This window comes from Pseudomonas sp. IT-93MI4 (assembly GCF_949767635.1).
Lineage (GTDB): Bacteria > Pseudomonadota > Gammaproteobacteria > Pseudomonadales > Pseudomonadaceae > Aquipseudomonas > Aquipseudomonas putida_A.
On record NZ_CATKPP010000055.1, the window covers coordinates 268223 to 291472 of the forward strand.

Consider the following 23250-nt stretch of genomic DNA (forward strand, 5'->3'; position numbering starts at 1 on the left):
GACTTGGGGCTGCTGCGCAGCCCATCGGGGATGAATCCCCTCACCACAGAGAATCTGTCGACACAGGAAAGCATTTCCACGCGTTATCAGGCGTTCTGCGCCTGGAGAAAAATCGAAAACAGCTCCGACTGGGATTTGATCCCCAGCTTGCTGTACATATGTTTCTTATGGACTTTCACGGTTTCTACGGAGATTTCCAGCTTACGGGCGATTTCTTTACTGGAGCAACCGCTGAGCATCAAACGCCCGACATCCAGCTCCCGGGCGGTCAGTTGCGCGCCCTTGAGTTGTTGCACCGACGCTTCCAGTTGCACCCGCCAGTCAGCGGGTGCAGGTGCGGCAGCGAGGGCCACGGTCTGGTTGATCTCGTACGGCAGACGCTGACGCAACAGGCCCAGCACCCACGGCTGGATCAATGACAGCAAGGCAATCTGTTCGCCAGTGAAACGTTTTTCACTGCCCAGCGACAGACACAGCGTGCGCTCGCCTTCGAGTTGGCAATTGAACTGGATTTCGTCGGCGACCACATTCAGACGAAAGTATCGCTGGTAATACTCGGTCAGCTCGAAATGCTCCGGTGCCACCTCGGACAGGCGGTACAGCCCGGTGCGCGACTGCTCGCGGCAGGCGATGTAGAACGGGTCGAGCAGGTACAACCCGCGCAGATAATCCTGAAACAGCGGGTCGGGACTGCCGTCCTCGCCGGGGCATTCGGCGAATACCTGCGGGTGCTGATCGGCACTGAACAGCAGCACCACCCAACTATCGAACGCCACGTACTGGTCGAGCAGACGCACCAGTTGCGCCCAGAAATTCGGCTTGTCCAGCGCGTCGATCAGTTGCCCGACGGCGCGGTGCCAGGTGATGTCATCAAACGAAACGGTCATGGATCTACCCCTATCGGGTTACCCCGGCCGCGTGATTCCCTGGCCGGTTGCTTGCTGCGCATACTGGCCCACAGACAGCCACCGGGCAATCTTTCAGCGCCCGCTGCCCATCACAAGGAATTCTCATGAAAGTCGAACTCGCCCAACTGGCGGGCCGTGACAATGGCACCGCATACAACCTCGAACGCGCCCTCGCGGCGATCGCGGCGTGCGCGGCCGACACGCAATTGATCGTATTCCCGGAAACCCACCTGATGGGCTTCCCGACAGCAGAAACCGTGGCGAAGATCGCCGAGCCGCTGGATGGCCCGACCGTCCGCGCGGTGCTGGCCGCCGCCCGCGAGCGCAACGTCGCCGTGGTGATCGGCATGGCCGAAAGCGACAACGGGCGCTTCTACAACACCACGCTGCTGATCACCCCGGAAGGCATCGCGCTCAAATATCGCAAGACCCACCTCTGGGCTTCGGATCGCGGCGTGTTCGAGCCCGGCGACCGCTATGCCACCTGCGAGTGGAACGGCGTGCGCGTCGGCCTGCTGATCTGCTACGACATCGAGTTTCCCGAATCCGCCCGCGCACTGGCGCAACTGGGTGCCGAATTGCTGATCGTGACCAACGGCAACATGGACCCGTACGCCCCGACTCACCGTACCGCGATCATGGCCCGCGCCCAGGAAAACCAGGCGTTTGCGCTGATGGTCAACCGCGTCGAGGCCGGGGATGACGGTTTGATGTTTGCCGGCGGCAGTGCGCTGGTGGATCCGTTGGGGGAATTGCTGTTCGAAGCGGGGCGGGAAGAGGGGCAGTTCAGCGTCGAGCTGGATTTCGACCGGTTGGTGATTGCGCGCAAGGATTACCGCTACCTGGATGATCAGCGTTTGAAACTGCCGGGGGAGGTGGTGGAGCACGCTGGCGGACTGCGCGAGTTGCTGATTCCTGCGCACTGATCGGGATGCTGTGTCGGTCGGGCTGACGCCTTCGCGAGCAAGCCCGCTCCCACAGGGGAATGCGGTCACTGTGGGAGCGGGCTTGCTCGCGAAGAGGCCAGTCCAGACAACACACCTGCTTGATCCAAAAAACAACAAAGCCACACCCGAAACATTCGCCGAACTCGGCTCTGCCATAAATCCAATAACATTCGGAGTAAGTCGCCCATGGCTCGTTTGCAACGCACCCTGTCATTAGGGTCGGTGGTGCTGTTCGGCATCGCCTACATGACGCCGATCATTGTCCTCGGCACTTTCGGCATCCTCGCGCAATCCACCGCCGGCATGGTCCCGGCCGCGTACCTGGCAGCACTGGTGGCGATGTTCTTCACCGCCATGAGCTACGGGCGCATGGCCGCCGCGTTCCCCGTCGCCGGTTCCGCCTACAGCTACGTGCGCAAGGCGATCAGCCCCAAGCTCGGCTTCATCGCCGGTTGGGCGGTGCTGCTCGATTACCTGTTTTTGCCGATGGCGATCTGGCTGATCGGCGCGGCGTACCTCGCTTCGGCGTTCCCGTCGATCCCGCAGTGGATCTGGGTACTGGCGTTCATCGGCATCACCAGCGCGATCAACATCATCGGTTTGAAACTGGCAAACGGCATCAACGCCTTGCTGATGCTGGTGCAATTTCTGGTGCTGATCGCCTTCGTCGCGCTGTGCGTGCACTACGTCGGCGGCGATGCGCGCACGCCGTTGTGGTCGATCAAACCGTTCTTCAATGGCGACATGCAGATGCCGCTGATCATGAGTGGCGCGGCTATCGCCTGTTATTCGTTCCTCGGTTTCGACGCGGTCAGCACGCTGACCGAAGAGACCCGCGACCCACGCCGCACCATTCCACGGGCGATCATGTTGATCACTCTGATCGGCGGGCTGATCTTCGTCGGGGTGTCGTACTTTGTGCAGATCGCCCACCCGTCATTCCAGTTCGACAGCGTCGATTCGGCGGCCTATGAAATTGCGCGCAACATCGGCGGCGATCTGTTCGTCTCGATCTTCCTCATTGGCTTGATCGTCGGCCAGTTCGCCTCGGGGTTGTCGGCCCAGGCCAGCGGTTCGCGTCTGCTGTTTGCGATGGGCCGCGACGGCGTGTTGCCCAAGTCGTTTTTCGGCACCTTGCATGCGCGCTTCGGCACACCGGTCAACAGCATCCTGCTGTGTGCAGTGGTGGCGTTGCTGGCGCTGAAACTCGACGTGACCACGTCCACTTCGTTCATCAACTTCGGCGCGTTCCTGGCGTTCAGTCTGGTCAACCTGTCGGTGATCTTTCACTACTGGATCGGCGGCGAGAGAAAAGGCCCGCGAGAGCTGGTGCTGTTTCTGATCTTCCCGTTCATCGGGCTGGTGGCGGACTTGTGGCTGATGGTCAGCCTGGATCACCTGGCGGTGTATCTGGGCCTGAGCTGGCTGGCGATTGGCGTGGTGTATCTGGCGGTGCTCACGGGCGGCTTTCGTCGTCAGCCGCCGGAGATGGATTTTCAGGAAGCGACCTGAGACACCTCAGGCTGCGGGTCGGCTCTGGCGCATCGGTAACTCGACGCGAAAGGTTGTGCCCACGCCTGGTTCGCTGCGGACCGAAATGTCGCCACCGTGTTTTTTCACGATGCCGTAGGACAGGGACAGGCCCAGCCCGGTGCCCTGACCGACCGGTTTGGTGGTGAAAAACGGATCGAAGATTTTCTGCAGGATGTCCGGCGCGATTCCCGCGCCGGTATCCGCGACTTCCACCCAGGCCGTGTCCTGCTGCTGCCCGGTACGCAAAGTAATGGTGCCGCGCTCGGGGCCCATGGCCTGCGCCGCGTTGACCACCAGGTTCATGATCACCTGATTGATTTGCGAGGGCAGGCACTCGATGTCCGGCAACGGTTGATATTCCTTGATCACATCGGCCTTGTACTTGAGTTCGCTGGCGACGATGTTCAGCGTCGAGTCGATGCCTTGTTGCAGATTGGCCCACTGCCATTGCTGATGGGTATCGACCCGGGAGAAATCCTTCAGATCCTTGACGATCTGTCCGACCCGGCCAATGCCTTCCTTGGATTCGCGGATCAACACCGGGATGTCTTCGAGCAGAAAATCCAGATCGGCGTCTTTGCGCAGTTGCTCAAGCCGGGCTACGGATTCGCTGTCCGGCGTGGGGCCCAGCGTCTGCCAGGCATCGAGTACGCTCAACAATTGGTTGAAGTAGCCGTCGAGGGTGCCGAGGTTGGAGGAGATGAAGCCGATCGGGTTATTGATTTCATGGGCCACGCCGGCCGCCATTTGCCCCAGTGAAGCAAGCTTTTCCGACTGCACCAACTGACTTTCCAGTTGCTTGCGTTCATCTATTTCGCGCTGCAGTTCTTCGCTGGCCTGCTTGAACTGCGCGGTACGCTGATCGACCAGATGTTCTAGATGATGCATCTGCAACGAGGCGCGTTCGGTCATCTGCCATTTGGTCAGCAGGGTGTTGGCCATCTGCTGCACTTCGATGTTGTCGAACGGCTTTTTCAGGATCAGCAATCGGTCATGCGCTTGCAGACGTTCGAGCAGTTCATCCCAGGAATAATCCGAGTAGGCGGTACACACCACCACCTGCAACAGCGGATCCTGCTGCCATAGATGCTCGATGGTTTTCGCGCCGTCCCAGCCGTCGGGCATGCGCATGTCGACGAAGGCCAGCGCGTAAGGGCGTTGTTCCTGCAAGGCCTGCATCAGTTTGCCCAGACCTTCCTCGCCGCCGTAGGCCGAGTCCAGCTCGAACGGCGGACGTTCGGCGCGAATCTGAGCGCCAAACAGTGCTGCTTCCATCTCGTCCAGTTCCACTGACTGTGCTGCCGGTGGCGCGAGGATCTTGCGGAAGTCTTCATGAATCGACGGCATGTCGTCGATCAGCAGAATGCGTTGGTTCGACAGCTCGCTCATGCGTTCTCCGTGACGCTGATCAGGGGGATCTGCAAGGTGAACAGCGCGCCTTTGCCCGGTCCGTCGCTGTGCGCGGTGAGGTGCCCGTTCATCTCGATGGCCGCCAGCGCGCAGCTGTGCAGACCGAAGCCGTGACCTTCCTTGCGGGTGGTGAAACCGTGGGCAAAGATCCGCGTCATGTTTTCCGGCGCGATGCCTTCGCCGTCGTCCCTGACGCTGATTTCGAGGAAGTTGTCATCGACGATTCTTACCGCCAGGGTCATGGTGCGGGGGCGGTTGCTGAGGTCAGACATGGCGTATTTGGCATTGCTGATGAGGTTGATCAGGATCAGCAGCAAACGGTGTTTGTCGCCCATCACCTGCGGCACCTCGGCGTACTCCTTGACCACCGTGACGTGATGCCGGGTCAGGGCCCCGGCGTTCATGCGCAACGCATCTTCGAGCAGCTCGTTGATAAACAGCGGCTCGGTCATGCTGTTGGCGCCGGCGTAGGATTGCTGGGTGGCGACGATGTCCTTGATGTGATCGACGCTTTTGTTCATCTGGTTCAATTCGTCGATCATTTCCTGCTGTTCCTGGGCGATGGCTCCGACCAACTGGTTGAGATAACCGGGGAGCAATTTGCCCTTGGCGTCTTCGCTGAGAAAGGCGCCGAGGTCGTGCGGGTGCTCGTTGATCAGCTGCATCGCCTTGCCCAGGCCCTGGGTCTTGCTGCTGCGCAGCTTGCGCGCGATCAGATCGCTGGAAATGTTCACGCTGTTGAGCACGTTGCCGACGTTGTGCAGCACATTGGTGGCGATTTCCGCCATGCCGGCCTGACGTGCAGCGTCGAGCAGCTCGCTCTGGGCGTTCTTGAGTTCCCGGGTGCGCTCCTCGACGCGTTGCTCCAGCGCATCGTTGGCGGTTTGCAGGGCCGTATTGACCCGATTGATCTCGGCGAAACTGCCGATCAGGCGGATGGCCAGCCACACCAGCGACAACATCAGCAGCACCGAGAACAGCAGCAGATAGAAGTGGTATTGGCGGTCGACCTGATCGACACGCTGTTGATCGCGATCGAGCATGGTGGTGAGGGTGTCCAGGCGCTCGGCCACGGGAATGTTTTCGATGCTTTCGAGCAACTGATTGACCAGTGGCTGCTCGCGAGCGATCAGGCTGATGTGGTTGCTGAGGATTTTGACCGGGGTTTGAAACGCCTGCGGCAGGCGCTGTGCGTTGACGGTCAGTTTGTTCAGACCCACCTCGATGTCGGCGGCCCGGTCATCGGAGGTGACTTGAGCAAACTCCAGCGCACTGAGCAGGAGGTCGTAGGTATCGGTGGTGATGTTCTCCAACTGGGATTTATCGAAGTCCGACAGGTTGGCCAATTGTTGCTGAATGTCGTCTTCGGCGGTGGGCAAAAACGCCAGGGAGTTGCGCAGCAAGGCGTTGTGCGATTTGAACTGTTCGACCAGCCGGGTCTTTTCCTGCATCGCTTGCAGGAAACTCTCATAGGCCTCGTTCCACTGCGTCGAATCGTTTCGACCATGCCCCGATTCTATGGCGTCGAAGCGCTCCCAGAGCCGGTTCATCTCGTTCATCGGCGACACCAGCGGATCATAGTTGTGGGTGAGCGCCACCCGCGCCTTGAGGATCTCGTTTTCCCACAGCGAATTCTGCTGTTTGATCTGCCGGATCAGATCCCGCGACTCGGTGTACGTCATGGTCTGGTCGGAGCTGGACTTGAAGTACAGAAACAGCAGGATCGAGGCCAGTGCCAGGGCGACCAGGGTCAGCAACAGCAGGCTGCGTCGCCGCGAGATGTTGATCATGGTTTGTCTTCCCGTTGGCCGGTCAGGGTTGTGAGAAACAGCATGATCAGCCGTTTGTCCTCTTCGCTGGGCATGCGCCCCAACTGATACTGGAACATCACATCCACGGCCCGTTCGAGGGTGGGCGCCGAGCCGTCGTGGAAATACGGTGCGGTGATCGCGACATTGCGCAGGCTCGGCACCTTGAACACCGCCCGGTCGACTTCGTCGCCGGTCACGTTGAAACGACCCTGATCGGCCACGGTCGGGTTGCCGCGATCGGCAATGTAATCACCGAACACGCCGAATTTCTGGAACATGTTGCCGCCGATGTTCACCCCTTGGTGACAGGAGATACAGCCGTACTCCTTGAAGCGCTGATAACCGTATTTTTCGTCCAGCGTGAGGATTTCGGTATTGCCCAGCAGGTACTGATCGAAGCGTGAGTTGGGGGGCAGCAAGGTACGTTCGAAACTGGCCAGCGCCTGCTGGATGTTGGTCTTGGTCACGCCGTCCGGGTAGGTGGCGGCGAAATCGCGGCGGTAATCGGCGTCGTTGGCGATCCGCTCGACGACCGTGCTCCAGTCGCTGCCCATTTCATGGGGGCTGGTGATGACGACATTGCTCTGTTCTTCCAGCGTCTCGACGCGGCCGTCCCAGAACTGGCGGAAATTGAGGCTGGCGTTGAACACGGTCGGTGTGTTGACCGCCACCGGTTTGCCGTCGAACCCCAGCGAGAGCGCCCGGCTGTCGGCACCGTTCTTGTCCAGTTGGTGGCAACTGGCACAGGACAGTGTGTTGTTGATCGACAAGCGTGGCTCATGGAATAACCGACGACCCAGTTCCACGCGCCGGGCGTCCTGCTGTGGCACGGCGGGCAACGGTTTGAGCGGCTCGTCCAGCGGGTCGGCACTGGCCCCGGCGCAGAGTCCGCACAGCAGCAGCGTCATGGCGGGACGGAACAGGTTCATCGGCAATCGTCTCCTTGACTCAAGGCCGGTATCGAGGCGTTCATCGCGCCGTCCACGGTGGCGGGGCTGCGCTGGCCAGCCAGTGCGCAAAGTCGTCAGCCGGTAATGCCTTGCTGAAAAAGTAGCCCTGACCTTCTTCGCAGTCGTGGGCCTTGAGGAACGCCAGTTGCTCGGCGGTTTCGATGCCTTCGGCGATGACGTTGAGCCCCAGACTCCTGCCCAGGCTGATGATGGCGCTGACCAGTGCCGCATCGTTGCTGTCGTTGCACAGACCGCGAATGAACGACTGGTCGATCTTCAGCACATCAATCGGAAACCGGCGCAGGTAACTCAGGCTGGAATAGCCGGTGCCGAAGTCATCGATGGCCAGGCGGGTGCCCAACGCCTTCAAGCGATTGAGCGCAACCATCGTTGTTTCGACGTTCTGCATCAGCACACCTTCGGTGATCTCGATCTCCAGCCAGTCAGGGGCCAGGCCTGTCTGCTCAAGCACGCGTTCGACGCCCGCAACGAAGTCACGCTGACGAAAATCGATGGGTGACATGTTCACCGACATGCGGATCGGCGGCAGTCCGGCTGTTTGCCAGGCGCGGGTCTGACGGCAGGCTTCGCCCAGTACCCATTTGCTCAAGGGCACGATCAGACCACTGTCCTCGGCCACCGGAATGAACTCCGCCGGGTAGATCCAGCCGTGTCCCGGTTTCTGCCAGCGTATCAGCGCTTCGGCGCCGACCACGGTGCCGCTGCGCAGGTCGATTTTCGGCTGATAGTGCAGGACAAACTCGTGCCCGTGCAGAGCGCGGCGAATGCCCGACTCGATGCTGTGCTGCTCGCGGGCGTGCTGGTTCATGGCTTCGATGAAGAAGCCAACGCTGTCAGGGCCGTGCTCCTTGACGTTGCGCATCGCCGTCTCGGCTTTTTTGATCAGCTCGATGGCTTCGAGGCCGTCATCGGGGTACACGCTGATGCCGACGCTGGCGGTGACGCTGACGTCATGCCCGGCAATCGTCTGCGGCAGACGAATGGCAGCCAGCAGTTTTTCCGCGACGCCGTGGGTTTGCTGGGGATGGTTGATGTCGCCGAGGATCACCACGAACTCGTCCGAGCCATAGCGAAACACCGAGTCGGAATCACGCACGCATGACAGCAGTTGGCGGGCGGTGCGTTTGAGCATTTCATCGCCCGCCGGATGGCCCAACGCATTGTTGATGCGCTTGAAGCGATCCAGACCGAGAAACATCACCACCAGTTGCTTGTCATGGCGCCGGCAGACAGCCATGGCCTGGCTCAGGCGATCACCCAGCAGGGTGCTGTTGGGCAGCTCCGTGAGGCTGTCGTATTGCAACAGATGCGAGACCTTGAGCAATTCGTGAACCCGCGCCTCGATGGTCTGCTCAAGGCTGAGCATCTTCAGCGCCGCGTCCTGCGCCAGTTGCCATTTCCAGGTCAGGGCGTTGGCCATCTGACGGATTTCCAGACTGTCGAACGGCTTTTTCAGGATCAGCAACTGGTCGCCGAATTCCAGCCGTTCGGCCATCGCCTCCCAGCTGTAGTCGCTGTACGCGGTGCACAGGGCAACCTGCAGATTTGGATCGACACGCCATAGCTGCTCGATGGTTTCCAGGCCATCCCAGCCCGGTGGCATGCGCATGTCGATGAAGGCGAGGGCATACGGGTTGCCGCTGGCCAGCGCGTGTTTGACCAGGGCCAGGGCTTCCTGGCCCTGATAGGCGGAGTCGAGCTGGAAGGTCAGGTGCGGCGATTGGCGGGTACCGAACAGCGTCTGTTCCAACTGATGCAAGTCGACCTCGTCCTGCGCCTGCGGGGCCAGAATCTTGCGAAAGTCCTCATGAATCGCTGGCGTGTCATCGATGATCAGGATGCGCCGGTTGGTCTGGGGGAAGGCCGTTTTCATGCCTCATCCTCCTTGGGGGAGGGCGCCGCGCGGGGCACGTCCCGGAGCAACCGGCCCGCCTGTTCGGCGCTGACCGCTTCGCTGAAATACAACCCCTGTGCGCTGGGCAGCGGTGCTTCGGCACGGGGCACATCGGGTCGATTCAGGGGTGTCTGGCCTTCGGCGATGATGCCGATGTCCAGATCCCGGGCGAAATTGACGATCGCTCGCAGGGCGTTGGCTCCGGCCGCATCCTGGGACGCGCTGGCGATAAAGCTCTGGGCCAGTTTGAGGTGATTGACCCGGTAGGTTTTCAGGTAATCGAACGAGGAATATTCGGTGCCGAAATCATCGATGGCAATCGCCACGCCCAGCTCACGCAGGCGCGGCAATGCATCGTTGTGGGTCCACTTGGTCTGGGCCAGCGTGGCTTCGGTGACATCGAATCGCAGGTCCCAGGGGGCGAGTTCCCAGCGTGCGGTGGTGCGCAGAACGTCGTAGATCAGTTCGGGGCCACTTTTGAGCTGTGCCAGGGAAATCTTGATCGCCATCACTGGCGGGGCGACCCCGTCATTTCGCCACAGGTGCATCTGGTGGCAGGCGTGATTCAGTACCCAGCGTCCGAGCGGAATGATCGCGCCGGTTTTCTCCGCTATCGGTACGAAAGCGGAGGCCGGCAGCAGGCCGAGGCGCGGATGTTGCCAGAGGATTTGCGCCTCCATGCCCAGAATCTTGCCGCTGTGCAGGTCAATCTCCGGTGCGTAATGCAGCAACAGTTGATTGCCCTGAAGGGCGCTGGTCAATTCGTCGACCAGGGTCATGCGTTCGGCCACTTCCCGCGAGATGTCCTCGGAGTGGAAGTGATACTGGTTGCGCCCCATTTCCTTGGCGCGGTACAGCGCCATGTCGGCCTGCCCGAGCAGGCTGTCGGCGTCGAGGCTGAGCCCGCTGTAACTGCTGATGCCGATGCTCACCGAAATGTGCAGCGCATTGCCGGCCAGGTTGTAGGGCGCCAGCAGCGTGTCGCGGATATTGGCTGCCATGGCAGCTGATTGGGTCGGATCGCTGACGTCCAGTTGCAGGATCGCGAACTCATCGCCGCCCAGACGCGCCACCACGTCGCTTTCGCGCACGCCTGATTTGATGCGGCGGGCGACTTCCTGCAGCAGCAGATCGCCCACCGGGTGGCCCAAGGTGTCGTTGATCCGCTTGAAGTGGTCAAGATCCAGGTAAAACACCGCAAACGGCGCAGCGCCCCGACGCGCGGCGGCGAAGGCCTGATGCAGGCGTTCGATCAGCGTGGCGCGATTGGCCAGGCCTGTCAGGCCGTCGGAGCGGGCCAGCAACGCCAGTTTTTCCTCGGCCACGCGGCGCTCGGTGATGTCGAGGATGATGCCTTCGACTTCCAGCAGACGGCCGTCATCATCGCGCACCGGGATATAGCGGTTTTCCACCCAGCGCCAGGTGCCCTGGCCGGTGCGCATCCGGAACTCGATCGAAGCGCCTGACGCATGCCGGTCCAGCACCCGGGCCATGGCGGCATCGACGCTGGCCTGATCGTCCGGGTGAATCAGTTCCTGCGCCCAGTTGGGCGAGCGCAGCAGGTCAGCGGCGACATGGCCGTAGCGGGTGATGTTGTGGGAGATGTACATCAGGGCAAACGACGGATCGCCGCGCAGCCGGTACAGGATGGTCGGGCTGTTCTGCACAATCATGTTGGCGTCGGACAGTTCGCGGGTGCGCTCCTGAACCGCCTGTTCCAACTGGTTCATTTTCAGCTCGGCGTCTTCGGTCATCTGCCATTTGACCGTGAGCGCGCTGGCCATCTGCCGGATCTCGATCGCGTCGAACGGCTTTTTCAGAATCAGCAAGCGGTCATTCAGTGCCAGACGTTGGTCGATGTCTTCCCAGGAATAGTCGGAATACGCCGTGCACAGCGCGACTTGCAGCTTGGGGTCGACTTGCCACAACCGTTCGATGGTCTCCAGGCCATCCCAGCCTGGCGGCATGCGCATGTCGATGAACGCCATGGCATACGGGCGATTTTCAGCCAGCGCGGCTTCGAGTTTTTCCAGCGCTTCGCGGCCCTGAAAGGCCGAGTCCAGCTCGAAATGCTGGGACGGTGTCGCGGACGGGGTGCCAAACAACAGATTCTCGGTTTCGCCCAGGCCGTCGTCAGCGGGGACGAGCGGGCAGAGAATCTTGGCGAAATCGCCATGAATCGACGGGCTGTCGTCGACGATAAGCACCCGACGATTGATATGCGCTGCTGGCTGGTTCATGCCGCGCCGCCCATGAGGCCGCTGGCGGGTGTCATCCGGGGCATCCTTTTCCCTCGCAACTTGTCGGTTCAACCGATGGAGTATTGCACCGTGTTCAGCATAGTCGTCCCGGCGCGACGCCGTGGCCTGTGAGCGAAGATTTGCGTGAATGCAGTCAAAAATCATCTAGCCTTGGACTCAGGCGCGGGCCAGTGAGGCGGTCGGTCGATGTGTCGTTAACCCTGTTTCTTGAGGCCAAGCCATGGAAGAGCAATCCACCCCGTTGCCGGTACATCGACCCAAGGTGTTGCTGGTCGATGACGAGGAATCGATCCTCAACAGCCTGCGCCGTCTGCTGCGGGGACAACCCTATGACGTCCTGTTGGCGACCAGCGGTGCCCAGGCGCTGGAGATGCTGGAGCAACAGCCAGTGGACCTGGTGATGAGCGATGCGCGCATGCCGAACATGGATGGCGCCTCGTTACTGGCGCATGTCCGTCAACGCTATCCGGCGACCGTGCGCATCATGCTCACCGGTTATGCCGACCCGTCGGCAATCATCAAGGCGATCAACGACGGGCAGATTCACCGCTACATCAGCAAACCGTGGAATGACGAGGAGTTGCTGCTGATCCTGCGCCAAGCCCTCGAACATCAGCATTCCGAGCAGGAGCGCCTACGTCTGGAGCGCTTGACCCAGGTGCAGAACGACCAGCTCAAGCTGCTCAACAGCACCCTGGAAAAGCACGTCGCGGCGCGCACTGCCGAACTGCAGCAGACCGCCGACATGCTTGACCTGGCCTACGAAGAACTCAAACACAGCTATGTCACCGGCACCGAAGTGTTCTCGCTGCTGGCCAATTTGCGTCTGCCGCCTGCCAAGCAGACCAATCGGCAGATCATCGAACTGGTGCGCAGCTACTGCAAACAGCACGGTCTGGACGAGGCCACCAGCCGTGATCTGACCATGGCCGCCGCGCTGTACAACATTGGCAAACTGAGCTGGACCGACGGCATGATGACCACGCCTTCGGACTTGCTGCGCCATACCGATCGCGAGCGTTATCGCAGCTATCCGAAGCAGAGCGAATCGCTGTTGATGACGCTTGACCCGATGAAGGACGCGGCCCGTCTGATCCTGCATCACCAGGAGCGCTGGGACGGCAGCGGTTTTCCTGACCGACTCAAGGGCGAGGCGATTCCGTTGGGGTCGCGGTTGCTGAAACTGGCAGTGGATTTCGTCGAGTTGCAACGCGGCCTGATCCTCGAACGGCATTTGAACAGCGACGAAGCCCTGCTCTACCTGCGGCAGTACGCCGGGCGTTTGTATGATCCCGAGCTGGTCGAAGATTTCATTCAGGTGTGCGCGGCATTTCTGGGCGACGTCACCCTCGCCGACCCGTCGGTCAAGGTGCTGACCACCCGGGACCTGGCGGCAGGGATGATTCTGGCGCGTAATCTCAATGCCGATAACGGCATGCTGCTGCTCAACGCCGGCAAGGTGCTCAGCGCACTGCTGGTGGAAAAGCTGATTGCCTTCGAAGCCATGGAGGGCGGCAAATACAAGATATTCGTCAAGCTGCCCGAGGAGGATGAAACCGCGCTCAAGGCTCAGGGGGAGTGACCTGTGAGGTGACTGAATCAGGCCGGGCATGGGATCCTTGCGGTTTTTCCAGGCCGGTGGCTGACCCATGACCTCTGCATCCGTTGTCGCTCCAAACCTCATCCGTATCGCCGCGGCGCTGTTGCTCAACGCCGAAGGCCAGACCCTGCTGGTGCGCAAGCGCGGCACCACGGCGTTCATGCAACCGGGCGGCAAGATCGAAGCGCATGAGTTGCCGGTGCACGCACTGGCCCGCGAGCTGGAAGAAGAGCTGAGCCTGCAGATCGACCCGGCGCAGGCCTGCTTCCTTGGCCAGTTCTCGGCACCGGCCGCCAATGAGCCGGGGTTTGTGGTGCAAGCGGAGATTTTTCAGTTGACCATCGACGCCGATGTGACGCCCGCTGCCGAAATCGAGGAAGTGATCTGGATTGATCCCGCCACTGATCCTGCTGTGGTTCTGGCGCCATTGACACGCGACCTGATCCTGCCGTTTTATCGCAGATCAATGACGGCGCTCGCCTGATCATTCACGCAAAGGACATTGCCATGATCCCGCTTCAAGACCTGCTGATCTTCGCCGCCGCCGCGCTGTTGATGGTACTGACGCCGGGGCCGAACATGATCTACCTGATCTCGCGTTCGATCTGTCAGGGACGCAAGGCCGGAGTCACCTCGTTGCTCGGTGTGGTCGCGGGATTTTTCGTGCACATGTTTGCCGCGGCTGCCGGTTTGACCGCAGTGTTTCTGGCGGTGCCGATGGCTTATGAAGTGTTGAAGTGGGCCGGTGCGCTGTACCTGCTGTGGTTGGCCTGGCAAGCGGTCAGACCCGGTGCGCGCTCGCCGTTCGAAGCGCAGCATCTGCCGGCGGATTCGTCGCGCAAACTGATCACCATGGGCTTTCTTACCAGCGCCCTGAACCCGAAAATCGCCGTGTTTTACCTCTCGGTGTTTCCGCAATTCATCAGCCCCGAACACGGTTCTGTGTTCACCCAGAGCATCATTCTTGGCCTGACCCAGATCAGCGTCAGTTTCAGCGTCAATCTGCTGATCGCGCTGTTCGCGGCGGGCATTGCGTCGTGGTTCGTGCGCAATCCGACATGGCTGGCGCTGCAGCGTTACTTCATGGGATTTGTACTCGCCGGTCTGGCGGTGCGTCTGATGCTTGAACAACGCAGGACGGCCTGAACATGTGGATCGAACGCCTCGACGCCAGTCATGCCCTGGCTTACCGCGAGCTGATGCTCGAAGCCTACGACCGCCATCCGCAGGCCTTCACCTCCAGCGTGCGCGAGCGCGCGGTGATGCCGCTGAGCTGGTGGGAAGCGCGGCTGGCCAGCAAGCTCGACGTGGTGCTCGGTGCGTTCGAGGAAGGCACACTGGCCGGCATCGTCGGCCTGGCTTTCGAACCGCGAGAAAAGGCCCGGCACAAGTCGACCCTGTTCGGCATGTACGTCTCAGCCGATTTTCGCCAGCACGGCCTGGGCCATGCATTGGTGCAGGCCGCCATCGCCGAAGCACACACACATCCTGCACTGAAACTCATCCAACTGACCGTCACCGCCGGCAACGACGCCGCGTTCTCCCTGTACCAACGCTGCGGCTTCATCCAGTTCGGCCTTGAGCCGCTGGCGGTGCGGGTCGGCGAAGACTACTTCGACAAGATCCACATGTGGCGACAACTCTGATCGTCCCCCTAAGTGAGAGGTTTTTGTGGCGAGGGGATTTATCCCCGATGGGCGGCGAAGCAGCCCCAAATCCTACAAACGCGGGCTATCTGAAACACCGAGTGCACAGGTCTCAGGGCTGCTGCGCAGCCCATCGGGGATAAATCCCCTCACCACAATGAATCTTTTTGTCTCGCAAATGTTCTCGGTTTACCGTCAGTCATGAGGCACCTTGGTGTCAGCGAACCGCGCTGACCCCATCCAGCGTCGAGAACGAGGTGTCCTTGGCGGTCAGCAGGAAATCGCGCATGTAAGGCGCATCGAGCATGTCCGCACGAATCGCCGCGTACAGCGTGGCAAACAGACCTTTCTCACCCAGGCGCTTGGCCTTTACGTAGCCGCGTGAGCTGTATTCGTGCAGCGCCCAGTGCGGCATGCCGCAGACGCCACGGCCGCTGGCGACCAGTTGCATCATCATCACCGACAGCTCCGAGGTGCGCACTTGCGCCGGTTCGATGTCGGCCGGTTCGAGGAAGCGGGTGAAGATGTCCAGCCGATCGCGTTCTACCGGGTAGGTGATCAGGGTTTCAGTCAGCAGGTCTTCGGGGACGATGTACGGTTTGCTCGCCAGCGGGTGCTGGTTGGCCACCGCGAGCATCGCTTCGTAGGTGAACAGCGGCACGTAAGTGATGCCGGCGATGTCCAGCGGATCGGAGGTCACCACCAGGTCCAGATCGCCGCGGGCCAGTGCCGGCAACGGGGCGAAGGCGAAGCCCGAGGCGAGGTCGAGTTCGACTTCCGGCCAGGCGTCACGGAACTGATCGATGGTCGGCATCAGCCACTGGAAACAGCTGTGGCATTCGATCGCCATGTGCAGGCGCCCGGCGGTGCCACCGGCCAGGCGACTGATGTCGCGTTCGGCGGCGCGCAGCAGCGGCAGGGTCGCGTCAGCCAGTTGCAGCAGGCGCAGGCCGGCGCTGGTGAAACGCACCGGTTTGGTCTTGCGCACGAACAACGGCATGCCCAGGCGTTCCTCCAGTTCCTTGAACTGGTGCGACAGCGCCGATTGGGTCAGGTGCAGGCGGTCGGCGGCATCGACCAGGCTGTCAGCCTCGCGCAGGGCGTGCAGGGTTTTCAGATGACGGATTTCAAGCACTGCTGGCCCCATGAAGAAAATTTGTGATCATGACGAAAGCGGTGAGTTTGTCTCATGTTGACGGCGCTGTCGACCGCTCAAAAAGCAGCGGGGCACAGTCAGTGCCCCGCTGCTTTTTGCCTTAGAGATCTGCGAAATGCCGAATGCCCAGCGGTTTGCCGATATCGCCACGCCAGATCGCTTCGACTTGCGCACCGCCGGCGGCCTGGGCCTGCTGCCATTGCAGGCCGAGATTGCGTTGTTCCGGCAATTTCAGGTGGGCTTTGACGAAGTCGGCGAACGGCACCTTGTCCGAGGTGTAGTGAAAGTGGGCGAACCACAGCGTGCGCGGTGGGGTGCTGGTGAGGTCGCGCACTTGGTATTCCTGAAGGAAATCCTTGCGTCCGTCAGCGCGCTTGCCCAGTGCCCGCAATGAACCTTCGCGGCGGATATCCACCACTTGTTGTTGCAGCAAATAGTCCAGATAGCCTTCGGTGGGTGTCTTGCTGCGCAGTGACTGATCAATGCGCAGGGTACGACCGGTACGTCGCAGCTCACCGGCCTTGGCGTGCAATTGCAGCACCAGTGGTTCGGTCGGCGATAACCGTTCGATGGCCTGGGCGCGGATGCTCAGCTCAGTCGCTTCGCTGCTGAACATGTGTTCCAGATCCACCGGCAACATGTCCTGACGGGTGTAGCCCTGCACCTTGGCGCTGTAGGCCGCAACCGCCTCCAGACGTTTTCGCGCTTCCGCGAGCAATGGTTGAACATCGGTTGGCAGCGGTGTTGTGGCAGGTGCGGGGCGGGCTTGCAGATGATATTTGCCGCTGGAGCGCGGCAGCCAGGTTTCGCGGAAACCGTCGATGCCTTCGACGGTAAAGCGTTTTTCCCGGGTGCCGGGGTCAATGCTTTCGGTACCGATCAGCAACTGGTTGTCCTCGGTTTCGAACAGTTGCCTGCCGCCCGGCTCTCGCGGTTTGATCGGCGGACGCTGTTTGATCGAGTGCCGCGCGTGTGCTTCGACCTTGGTCAGGCCATCGAGGAATGGCCCGACCTGTTCCAGATCCAGATGCTGCGCATAACCCAGCGTCCAGGCGTTGAGCTGACGACGGAAACCGGCATAGATCTGCAGGCAATCCTCGATCACCTGTTTGCGCTCGACCAGGCTGGCGCTGACTTCTGGCAGGTGATGCTGGGTCAGCAGTGCGCGCCCGACCTTGACCCGGGCGTCTTTGAGCTGGGTATGAAAATACACCCAGGACAGGTCGCTGACCGCATCGTAGCGAGTAATGATTTCCAGCAGATGTGCAGTTCTCAGGTAGTGGTGCGTGTTGTCGCCCAGGTTGCGGTTGAGCGCGGTCATGTCTTTCGCCATCTGGGCTTTCTGCGCGCGATTGCTGATGCGGTTGTTCCACAGGTTGGCCTGCTCGGTGATTGTGTGCAGTTGATCGAACTCCTTGAGGAAATCCTTGCGTACCAGCTTGCGCCGGGCCATGAGTTCTATATGGGCCGCTGTATTGCCGAAAGGGGTGGCATCGGATTCGGCGACCAGTGCGTCGATGCGGTTCAGGTGTTCCAGCAAGCGGTCGCGGGCAACAGTGACGCGCTGCACGGCGCGGTCGGCCACGATCCAGGCACAGCGGCTGCGGATGTCTTCGATCTGCAGACGCTTGCGGCCATGGCTCAAGGGCAACAGTTCGGCAAGGTTGTCGTATTGGGCGATCGCGAGATCGATGTCATTCAGGCATGCTGCGTCGACTGCTGTGTGTAGTGGCTTGCGCTGGGCAACGTCGAGTTTCTGGTAGTTCTCCAGCAGCTGGTTGGAAGCGCGTGTCTGGGTATCAAGGCGCCGGGTATAGGCGTCGGCGGTGTTGGTCAGGGTCAATTGCCTGCGCAGTTGCCGATCGGTCCACCAGCGCGGCAACCACTGGCGAATTGGCGCGGGCCAGAGCGGGTCCATGCCGTCGGCCAGATGTCCGAGCACCGCGCCGCCGCCGGCACCGCCACCGTCCATAACGGTGCCGTACACCGCGTAATGGGTGTTCCACTGGCCGTTTTCGTCGAGGGCGATCGGTTGTTTGTAGCTGCGCATCCGTGAGCCATAAAGCCTCCAGCCACGCGGCGCATCGCTGAGCTGAACCCGATAGATACGGCCCTGACGAACGATGAAGTCGCCATCGGCGTGGCGGTAGACGTTGCGATAGACACCGTGGGTGGCCGGGTGCAGGCCGGCGAGGGAGATTTCGAATTCGTACTCGTAACCCTTGAAACGCTCAAGCGTCTGCCTGGTCCATTGCCAGGACGTCGACATCGCGGCGGATCTGCACAGTGCCGCGCGTTGCCGCTGGCGGCTGGCCAGACGTGCGGCTGCGGGGGCCGAGACGGTTCCGGGAAGCACATCCATTGCCGCGTCGATCAGCGACAGCAGCACCGCTTCCACCTCCGACAGACCATGTCCGAGCTCGCCGCGCAAGAACGCCGCGACCGCCAGATTGGCACTGTTCCAGGCGTCATACAGGGCCACGGCCGCGCCCACGAACGGCAACATGCCGATAGCCATTTTCAGATAGTTGAACAACGCCCCGGACTTCAGTGCACAGCGTTCGAGATACAACGCATCGTTGGAACGTGAACTGCTGCGATGGGCCTCCAGCAACCGGCCCATGTGCACGTTCAATAAATGAATGGCCAACGATGTGGTCGCCGGCCAGGCCATCCCGACGCCGATCAGCGCATCGAAATTGCGCAGTTGGGCCTGGTTGATCCGGCTGACATGGCTGGCAAAATCGCCGCTCACGGCGCGTCCGGCCAGGTAGCTGACCATTTTGCTGTCCACACAACGCCTGAACAGATCGACCCGCGCCTGTTCCAGCGTTTCGTATTGACGCAGGAGGATCGCGTCGGGGCTGTCGGGCAGGTACAGCAGCGTCAGGCCACTGGTTTGCTCGACAATCAATGTGACACCCGCGAGCGTGCTCGGTCCTTGATGCGCGGTGTCCTCTCCTCCGACGGTCAGGTGCACCGGCAGCAGCGCGATGCGTTGTCCATTCACGGCATACGCCTGAGGTGTATTCGCCTCGATGGCGACTTTCAGCACGGCATGGCCTGCATTGTCGATGTGCCGTTGCAGCAGCGCGAACTCACCTTGCAACCTGAGCATCAGCCGCCACGGTTCGCTCAGGCATTCACGGCGCCAGGCCTGCTGAAACGCCGGTTCTCCCGGCGCGCCGAAAAATGCCTGACGAATCAGTTCTTCGTAACGTCCGGGCAGATCCAGCTCTGTTACCAGATTGCGCAAATAGGCCGGGGTGATCCCGGCTTCCAGGCGCTGTCGATCAGTGGGGTTCTCGGCGCGGATCCTGGCCCGCATGAAGGACAGGCGCCACTGCACGTCCTGATCGATGTTTTCCTGTGCCAGTTGTTCAAGGGTGAGGTCGCCGCGCTTGTCGCTCGCGGTCAGGATATTGCGTTGCGGTGTGCCAGGCGCGGCGCCTTCCATCACGGTTTTTTGCCAGAAGGTCGAGTCGGGCAGGTCGAGGCTCACGCTCGCGCTTTGTTTGAGCGCAAAGTCTGCGCGCAAGCGGGCGTCGATGCGTTGTTCGGCAAAGGCCTGACGCGGCGGTAATTCCCGTTCGAGCAACGCATGAGCGCGTTGCATGGCGCCGAGGTACTGGCTGATCAGCGTTTTGATCCGTGCACGTGGCGCGTCGTCCAGCTTTTCAAACCATGCAGGCAGGTTGCCGGCCAGCGCCGCGCTGCGATCTTGCGCCTGACGTTCGGTAAATGCCCGTTCACGGGCTTGCGCGACCGCTACGGTCAGGCGTGGCAGATATTGTTCGCGCAGCTTTTCCATCTCGGCCCGGCGTTGGTCGGCACGGCCGGGCAGCGGATTGTCACGCAGGATCTGCGCGGCCTGTTGTTCGCATTGATAGAGCTGTCGATCAAGGGACCAGGCCAGAGGGTCCCCCGTGAGCGGCGTCAGGTGCAGGGTCAGCCCGCCGTCGTTCGGCGAATGTTTGAACAGGTCCTGTGCCAGCGCTGTACGTGAAGTAAAACGTTGCAGCCCGCCGAACTCGCCCGGCCAGTAAAGCAGCAGGCTGTCGCTCGAGTCAGGCTCCAGTGCGGCGGTCGTCGCTATGATCAGTACGCCATGCAGCTCCTCGACGGCGGTCATGTTCTGATCTGCCGCCGCCATCGATAGGCGGGCGATAACCCCGTCCGCTGTCGGCAGATGGCGCCCCGGTGCGTCCAGCATCGCGATGATTCGCCGATGCTCCTCGACGGTCAGCTGATCCAGCGCCCTTTGCAGTTCGACCTCGGCGCGCAGCCCTGCGATACGGGCCTGAAGCAGGGCGTGGTAGTGCTGGTTGCTGGCCTGGCGCAGTTCGAGCATTGTCAGCGGATGGTGGCTGTCGAGCAGGGCGGATGCCGCGTCATGACTGGCTTGCTGCGCCTCGCTCAAAGCGTCGAATCGTTGCGCCAGTTGCTGACGTTGCGGGCTGTTCAGCTCGGCGTCGCCAAACAAGCGGTCGAGCGCACGTTGTTCAAGCGCCAGCGTCTGCCGGCGCGCGTCCAGGGGAATACCGGCAACCAGCAAACCGAAGGGCGCAACTTCATCGACGGTTTGCCCGGCACTCTCCGGCAGGGTGGGCGCGACCGGGAAAAATTTGTCGAGCGCGGCCCAACTGGCACCGCTGCTTGCCGATGTGGACAGCAGTGGTTCAATTGCGCGTGTGAGTGGATCGCTACCGAACTCGATGAAGTCCAGCGAGGTGATGCGTAACGGATCCGGCTGCTGGTCAATCAGCCAGCGTTCCAGCGCGGTCTGCTGTTCGAAACGGATCAACGGTTGCGAGTGCGTGGGCAGATAAAGCAGCAGCGTTTCCTCCAGCTTGATCAGCAACGTGCCGTACACACGCAGGCGGCTGTTATCGACGCGGTTGAGTACCGGTTGCGCGACCCGCAGGTCCGCCGCGACCTTGTTCGAAGGGGGGAGGAGCTGCGACAGCCTCTGTCGTTGTGTGGCGTCGAGCCTGCCTTCGGCCCCCGCCCAATGAAGCGCGGCCTCGAAATGCCGGTGATAGAGGCTCAGGGCATGCTCGCGCCGCGACAGCGCAGTGCCGGGCGCGCGGACATCCCACCAGGCGCTTTCGGGTTGTTGGGGATGGTGGGCCAGGAGATCCAGCCATTGCTGGTGACAGTCGTTCAAACGAGCCGTCGCCAACAGGTAAAGCGTTTGATCGACGTATGGCTGTAATCGTTGATCAAGGCCGAAGTCGGCCGTTGCAGAGGGCAGTGCGTGGGACATGCGACAAGGCTCCAGAGGGCATGCAGACCGGGTAATCCCGGCCTTCGTGCCTATTAGAGGCGCGCTCTCACAGGCCCATGCGGTACATGGTTATCGCTGGGTAGTGGTTTTGTTTCAGAGGATGTACAGACCGCTCCGGCCTGATTCGTTGCCTTCATCGCGTTGGCGTAGAAGATCGTGTCGGACGTCGGAACGCTGTGCAGGATGACCGCTCGGCAATCTTCATCAAACTGTCACGCAACTGTGGCAGCGCGCTTGAACAAACTTCATCAGACTCGCGCTCTACTGGGGTTCTGCGTTTCGGTGTTTCTTCATGCGTTTATTTTTTCTGTTGGCCGCGCTGTTGTTCGGCCTGCCGTCGATGGCGGCTTCGCGTTGCGACGTCAATGTACCGACTGAACGGGTCGATCTGGCACAGGTGAGCCTGGCGTACCAGAGCATCGGCCGTGCCTCGGATCCGGCGCTGTTGCTGGTCATGGGCCTGGGTGGTCAGTTGATCCATTGGCCGGACGAAGTGGTGGTTGCGCTGTGTCAGCAGGGCTTTCGGGTGATCCGCTACGACAACCGCGATGTCGGCCTGTCGACCTGGCGGCAGGCCCCGGTCGAGGCCAACCTGACCTTTGAAGTGCTGCGCTACAAACTCGGCTTGCCGGTGTCGGCGCCGTACTCGCTGACGGACATGGCCGACGATGCGCTGGGCTTGATGGACGCTTTGCACGTCGACCAGTTTCACGTATTGGGCGCGAGCATGGGCGGGATGATCGCCCAGCATCTGGCGGCGATGGCACCGCAGCGGGTAGAGAGTCTGACGCTGATCATGACCAGTTCCGGCGCTGAAGGTTTGCCGGCACCGAGTGCGGCGCTGGTGCAACTGCTGGCGCGGCGCGGCGCGCCGAATCGCGAGGTGGCGCTGGAACAGCAGGCCGATCTGCTGGCGGCGCTCGGTAGCCCGGCGGTCACCGATGACCGGCAAGCGTTGCTGCATCAGGCGGCGGTGGCCTACGACCGGGCGTTCAACCCTGAAGGTGTGAAACGGCAGATCATGGCGATACTTGCCGAGCCGAGCCGGGTGGCCTTGCTCAATCAACTGCGCGTGCCGACCCTGGTGGTGCACGGCACGGCCGATCCGCTGTTGCCGGTGATGCACGGCGTGCATCTGGCGGCGCACATTCGTGGCAGTCAGTTGAAGCTGATTCCGGGGCTGGCTCATCGCTTTCAGGAGGCGTTCAAGGCGCCCTTGCTGGCGGCGGTGTTGCCGTATTTGCAGGCGCATCGTGAAGACACGTCGCACTGGGCGCAGATCGAACCGGTGGCAAGCGGCAACCTGCTGTAGCTGAGGTTTTAGCGGTGTTGACTCGGGCCTCTTCGCGAGCAAGCCCGCTCCCACAAGGGGAACCGTATTCCGAATGTGGGAGCGGGCTTGCTCGCGAAGGGGCCATCACTGTCACTCAAAGAGTAGGCAGGTGTATCCGGGGCGAGCCGGCAGATCCTGAGTGAAGCCAATGCTGTGATCAGCTGTGCAGGCGCACCCAGACCGTGACCAGCACGGTCGCCGCGATCAGCCACGCGACCACCGCCACCGCCAGTGAAGCCTCCAGGCGCATGCGGTCCACCAGCACGTACAGCGTCGTCAGATAGATAAAGTACGGAATGATCGACCACATGCCGAACACAATCGTCGCCTTCAGATCGTCGATCGAACGACCTTTGCCGACGATGTAGTGGGCGATCAGGGCGAAGGTCGGAAACAGCGGCACCAGTCCGGCGATGTAGTAGTTTTTGGTCTTCGACAGCGCGGCGAGGATCACCACCACCGCCGCGCCGAGTGCCGCTTTGAGTATCAGATC

At 61.4% G+C, this 23250-nt stretch carries 16 protein-coding genes; 7 read left to right on the forward strand and 9 right to left on the reverse strand.

Annotated elements, in window-relative coordinates; translation table 11 throughout:
- Positions 1-86: 86 nt before the first annotated feature.
- Positions 87-887 carry a helix-turn-helix transcriptional regulator gene (locus ACM6I7_RS22200; RefSeq protein ID WP_027612094.1) on the reverse strand — a complete coding sequence of 267 codons (801 nt, stop codon included), beginning with the start codon at positions 885-887 and terminating at the stop codon, positions 87-89.
- A 125-nt stretch (positions 888-1012) separates the two neighbouring features.
- On the opposite strand from ACM6I7_RS22200, the gene ACM6I7_RS22205 reads away from it, so the two are divergent.
- Together ACM6I7_RS22205 and ACM6I7_RS22210 are read left to right on the forward strand one after the other, a co-directional pair.
- On the forward strand, positions 1013-1834 hold the full coding sequence (locus ACM6I7_RS22205; protein WP_414889291.1) for a carbon-nitrogen hydrolase family protein: 822 nt from the start codon (positions 1013-1015) through the stop codon (positions 1832-1834).
- Positions 1835-2041: 207 nt separating this feature from the next.
- Positions 2042-3367 (forward strand): APC family permease, encoded by a 1326-nt coding sequence (locus tag ACM6I7_RS22210; RefSeq protein WP_414889293.1) that lies wholly within the window; start codon positions 2042-2044, stop codon positions 3365-3367.
- 6 nt (positions 3368-3373) lie between these two features.
- Here the strand turns inward: ACM6I7_RS22210 and ACM6I7_RS22215 are convergent, their stop codons facing one another.
- From ACM6I7_RS22215 to ACM6I7_RS22235, 5 genes are read right to left on the reverse strand one after another with little or no spacing between them, the layout of a single operon-like run.
- A complete protein-coding gene (locus ACM6I7_RS22215) occupies positions 3374-4777 on the reverse strand; it encodes an ATP-binding protein (protein WP_414889294.1) in 1404 nt (467 codons plus the stop codon).
- The gene (locus tag ACM6I7_RS22220; RefSeq protein ID WP_414889295.1) at positions 4774-6588 is read right to left on the reverse strand and encodes a DAHL domain-containing protein; all 1815 of its coding nucleotides are present in this window, start codon (positions 6586-6588) and stop codon (positions 4774-4776) included. The genes ACM6I7_RS22215 and ACM6I7_RS22220 overlap by 4 nt, the downstream gene beginning before the upstream one ends.
- Positions 6585-7538 (reverse strand): cytochrome-c peroxidase, encoded by a 954-nt coding sequence (locus ACM6I7_RS22225; RefSeq protein ID WP_414889296.1) that lies wholly within the window; start codon positions 7536-7538, stop codon positions 6585-6587. Before ACM6I7_RS22225 ends, ACM6I7_RS22220 begins: the two co-directional genes overlap by 4 nt.
- 40 nt (positions 7539-7578) lie before the next feature.
- Entirely contained in the window at positions 7579-9453 is a 1875-nt protein-coding gene (locus ACM6I7_RS22230; RefSeq protein WP_414889297.1) for a putative bifunctional diguanylate cyclase/phosphodiesterase, read from the reverse strand.
- Complete coding sequence (locus tag ACM6I7_RS22235) at positions 9450-11714, reverse strand: EAL domain-containing protein (protein WP_414889298.1); 2265 nt, start codon at positions 11712-11714, stop codon at positions 9450-9452. The genes ACM6I7_RS22230 and ACM6I7_RS22235 overlap by 4 nt, the downstream gene beginning before the upstream one ends.
- Before the next feature lie 241 nt (positions 11715-11955).
- Here ACM6I7_RS22235 and ACM6I7_RS22240 point away from each other — a divergent pair, with 241 nt between their 5' ends.
- From ACM6I7_RS22240 to ACM6I7_RS22255, 4 genes are all read left to right on the forward strand, one after another.
- Positions 11956-13317: an HD domain-containing phosphohydrolase gene (locus ACM6I7_RS22240; protein ID WP_333988599.1), complete on the forward strand. Its 1362-nt coding sequence runs from the start codon at positions 11956-11958 to the stop codon at positions 13315-13317.
- Between the two features lie 67 nt (positions 13318-13384).
- Positions 13385-13819: an NUDIX hydrolase gene (locus ACM6I7_RS22245; RefSeq protein WP_414889299.1), complete on the forward strand. Its 435-nt coding sequence runs from the start codon at positions 13385-13387 to the stop codon at positions 13817-13819.
- A 23-nt stretch (positions 13820-13842) separates the two neighbouring features.
- Positions 13843-14481, forward strand: a complete 639-nt coding sequence (locus tag ACM6I7_RS22250; RefSeq protein ID WP_414889300.1) for a LysE family translocator — start codon at positions 13843-13845, stop codon at positions 14479-14481.
- 2 nt (positions 14482-14483) lie between these two features.
- Positions 14484-14981, forward strand: a complete 498-nt coding sequence (locus ACM6I7_RS22255) for a GNAT family N-acetyltransferase (RefSeq protein WP_414889301.1) — start codon at positions 14484-14486, stop codon at positions 14979-14981.
- A 217-nt stretch (positions 14982-15198) separates the two neighbouring features.
- On the opposite strand, the gene metR is transcribed toward ACM6I7_RS22255, so the two are convergent.
- Positions 15199-16116: a transcriptional regulator MetR gene (gene metR / locus ACM6I7_RS22260; RefSeq protein WP_007968856.1), complete on the reverse strand. Its 918-nt coding sequence runs from the start codon at positions 16114-16116 to the stop codon at positions 15199-15201.
- A gap of 121 nt (positions 16117-16237) precedes the next feature.
- Complete coding sequence (locus ACM6I7_RS22265; RefSeq protein ID WP_414889302.1) at positions 16238-21403, reverse strand: dermonecrotic toxin domain-containing protein; 5166 nt, start codon at positions 21401-21403, stop codon at positions 16238-16240.
- A 313-nt stretch (positions 21404-21716) separates the two neighbouring features.
- Here ACM6I7_RS22265 and ACM6I7_RS22270 point away from each other — a divergent pair, with 313 nt between their 5' ends.
- Positions 21717-22736 (forward strand): alpha/beta hydrolase, encoded by a 1020-nt coding sequence (locus ACM6I7_RS22270; RefSeq protein ID WP_330207644.1) that lies wholly within the window; start codon positions 21717-21719, stop codon positions 22734-22736.
- A 178-nt stretch (positions 22737-22914) separates the two neighbouring features.
- Here ACM6I7_RS22270 and ACM6I7_RS22275 read toward each other — a convergent pair whose 3' ends face one another.
- The gene (locus tag ACM6I7_RS22275) at positions 22915-23244 is read right to left on the reverse strand and encodes a GlpM family protein (RefSeq protein ID WP_177408932.1); all 330 of its coding nucleotides are present in this window, start codon (positions 23242-23244) and stop codon (positions 22915-22917) included.
- Positions 23245-23250: the final 6 nt, after the last annotated feature.

What these genes read in the sequence shown, in the direction of transcription:
- ACM6I7_RS22225 (WP_414889296.1), bottom strand. Translation starts at nt 7,538, where the DNA reads ATGAACCTGTTCCGTCCCGCCATGACGCTGCTGCTGTGCGGACTCTGC.
- ACM6I7_RS22270 (WP_330207644.1), top strand. Translation starts at nt 21,717, where the DNA reads ATGCGTTTATTTTTTCTGTTGGCCGCGCTGTTGTTCGGCCTGCCGTCG.
- ACM6I7_RS22205 (WP_414889291.1), top strand. Translation starts at nt 1,013, where the DNA reads ATGAAAGTCGAACTCGCCCAACTGGCGGGCCGTGACAATGGCACCGCA.
- ACM6I7_RS22215 (WP_414889294.1), bottom strand. Translation starts at nt 4,777, where the DNA reads ATGAGCGAGCTGTCGAACCAACGCATTCTGCTGATCGACGACATGCCG.
- ACM6I7_RS22235 (WP_414889298.1), bottom strand. Translation starts at nt 11,714, where the DNA reads ATGAACCAGCCAGCAGCGCATATCAATCGTCGGGTGCTTATCGTCGAC.
- ACM6I7_RS22240 (WP_333988599.1), top strand. Translation starts at nt 11,956, where the DNA reads ATGGAAGAGCAATCCACCCCGTTGCCGGTACATCGACCCAAGGTGTTG.
- ACM6I7_RS22245 (WP_414889299.1), top strand. Translation starts at nt 13,385, where the DNA reads ATGACCTCTGCATCCGTTGTCGCTCCAAACCTCATCCGTATCGCCGCG.
- ACM6I7_RS22220 (WP_414889295.1), bottom strand. Translation starts at nt 6,588, where the DNA reads ATGATCAACATCTCGCGGCGACGCAGCCTGCTGTTGCTGACCCTGGTC.
- ACM6I7_RS22265 (WP_414889302.1), bottom strand. Translation starts at nt 21,403, where the DNA reads ATGTCCCACGCACTGCCCTCTGCAACGGCCGACTTCGGCCTTGATCAA.
- ACM6I7_RS22255 (WP_414889301.1), top strand. Translation starts at nt 14,484, where the DNA reads ATGTGGATCGAACGCCTCGACGCCAGTCATGCCCTGGCTTACCGCGAG.
- ACM6I7_RS22250 (WP_414889300.1), top strand. Translation starts at nt 13,843, where the DNA reads ATGATCCCGCTTCAAGACCTGCTGATCTTCGCCGCCGCCGCGCTGTTG.
- ACM6I7_RS22230 (WP_414889297.1), bottom strand. Translation starts at nt 9,453, where the DNA reads ATGAAAACGGCCTTCCCCCAGACCAACCGGCGCATCCTGATCATCGAT.
- ACM6I7_RS22210 (WP_414889293.1), top strand. Translation starts at nt 2,042, where the DNA reads ATGGCTCGTTTGCAACGCACCCTGTCATTAGGGTCGGTGGTGCTGTTC.
- ACM6I7_RS22200 (WP_027612094.1), bottom strand. Translation starts at nt 887, where the DNA reads ATGACCGTTTCGTTTGATGACATCACCTGGCACCGCGCCGTCGGGCAA.